1 protein-coding gene and 1 pseudogene are annotated in these 946 nt (G+C 44.7%); both read left to right on the top strand.

What is annotated here, in order from left to right; translation table 11 throughout:
• Positions 1 to 335 (top strand): annotated as a pseudogene (locus VB654_RS22155) (hypothetical protein); the annotation flags it as partial.
• A gap of 62 nt (positions 336 to 397) precedes the next feature.
• Positions 398 to 742 carry a hypothetical protein gene (locus tag VB654_RS22150; RefSeq protein WP_323215964.1) on the top strand — a complete coding sequence of 115 codons (345 nt, stop codon included), beginning with the start codon at positions 398 to 400 and terminating at the stop codon, positions 740 to 742.
• Positions 743 to 946 lie beyond the last annotated feature (204 nt).

Raw genomic sequence — 946 nt, 5'->3', positions numbered from 1 at the left:
ATGAATCAGAGATTGATTTGCATATTGAGGAAGTAGCAACAGTCCTGGGGGAAAATGGACAAGAAATTGTCAATGAGATGATGCGTTACAAGGCTAAGTCTGATGCTGCTGATGCACCTGCTTTATATATCAAGCATTTAGCTACTGAATTTGGGACTCCTGAGTTTCAGCAGGCTTGGCGCAAAATGGAGGATATGCTTAAGGCTAAGATTGCGGGAAAGTTTCACAACCAGGACAGGAGGAATTTGACTGGGGAAACTCCAACGCTACCCCAATCACCGCAGCCCTTGACCAGCTTGCCACCAATCTCAGAGAATGGCTCGAATTCCGACTAGATGAGGAACGCCGTACTATTGAAATTCAGGCACAAAAAGCCTCTGATGCTAAGGCTACCCGATTGGCTGCACAAAAATTGGAAAGACTGCAAGCATGGAATGAAGCTCAGGAGTCACGAAAAAAGCTGCGAAAACAACGTTCAGAGCAATTCAAATCTAATTTGTTTTGGTTTGGTCAGTGGCTGGGTTCTGGGCGTTCGGGTATTTTCGTATACTCAATTTCTTTGCTCTCTTTCATGGCTGGGGGAGGAATCGCCATGATTAATCTTCCCAGCGCGATCGCTTGTCCCCAGGTTGAAAGTCTGTGCTATTTGCTACGGCTGGATAAATCTACTGTGATTCTGCCAGAGGAGATTCAAAAATTGTTGCTGGAGTATGAGCGCTCTAAAAATCGAGGTCGCCAGTGATACAAGAATTTTCGCTTGGGTATTATTGGTAGTTCTGCCTAAAAAATGCGCTTTGCGCGATCGCCAGTGAGACAAAAATTTTCGGCTGGGTATCACTGGTAGTTCCGCCATTTAAAAAAACGGGGGAGTTGTTAAACTCTCCCGCTTTTCTATTGATTAGTGACGGCTAAAAACGTAAACTTTCTTGTAACTTTCCTCTACTGC

This window comes from Nodularia sp. UHCC 0506 (assembly GCF_034931045.1).
Classification (GTDB): domain Bacteria; phylum Cyanobacteriota; class Cyanobacteriia; order Cyanobacteriales; family Nostocaceae; genus Nodularia.
Note: the sequence above shows the minus strand (reverse complement) of the source record. Positions and strands in the feature narration are given on the sequence as shown.